At 31.1% G+C, this 961-nt stretch carries 1 protein-coding gene; it reads left to right on the forward strand.

The features are described 5' to 3' along the window. Nucleotides 1–38: 38 nt before the first annotated feature. Nucleotides 39–961: transposase (locus Q9B79_RS26720; RefSeq protein ID WP_306189017.1), on the forward strand; the 923-nt coding region annotated here is incomplete at its 3' end.

Here is a 961-nt window from a genome sequence, read left to right on the forward strand (position 1 = left end):
TTTTTTGCTATAATATCCTTAACAAGGAGGTGAATAAAATGACAAAGGAAAATCCATCAAACTATAAAACTCTTCAAATTTGGATTAAAAAAGGGCATCGTATGTATTCTTATTTTCAAGAATGTTGTCATAACGCTAAGAATATGTACAACACTACAAACTTTTATATACGCCAGGTGTACACTGGATTAACACAAGAAAAAGAGTTGCAGCCTTTGCAAAAAGAAGTTCTGGATAATATTCATAAAAATATTGGTAAGATGAATGACACACAACTTCTTGCCTATCAGAAGAAATTGGAAAAAGAGAAATTAAAACCTAAAGAAGAACAGAAAGAGATTACATGTAATTTATTTTCAGAACCTAATTTTGAAAAGCCTTATGTAGATTACAACTTTCTAGATGCACTATTTAAGGCTATGATTCAAAATGATTATCGAGCTTTGCCTACGCAATGTAGCCAGTCCATCATGAAAGGTTTGTTCCAAAATTGGAAATCTTTTTTTGCTAGTTTAAAAGACTATAAAAAGAATCCAAATAAATATGCTGGAATGCCTAGGATCCCAAAGTATATTCGTTCTTCTGAAAAAGAGATTCTGTATACAAACCAAGATTGCATCATTAAAAACGGTAGATTTTTAAAGTTTCCAAAGACGAAATTACAATTAAATATTGGGAAACTAGGTTTCACTGAAGGTAAACTGAAACAAGTTCGTGTGATTCCAAAATACAATGAATATGTAGTGGAATTGGTAATTGATGTTCCTTCTGAAGAACAAATTATTGAAGAGAATGCTCGTTATATGAGTATTGATTTAGGGATTGATAACCTTGCAACCATCGTAACAAACACAGGTATGAAACCTGTCCTTGTTAAGGGCAAACATGTCAAAAGCATAAATCAATATTACAACAAAATGAAGAGTCATTTTACAAGCATTCTTAGAAATGGAAAACAAAC

Origin of the sequence: Bacillus sp. MHSD_36, from assembly GCF_030757775.1 — a bacterium.
Classification (GTDB): Bacteria; Bacillota; Bacilli; order Bacillales; family Bacillaceae_G; genus Bacillus_A.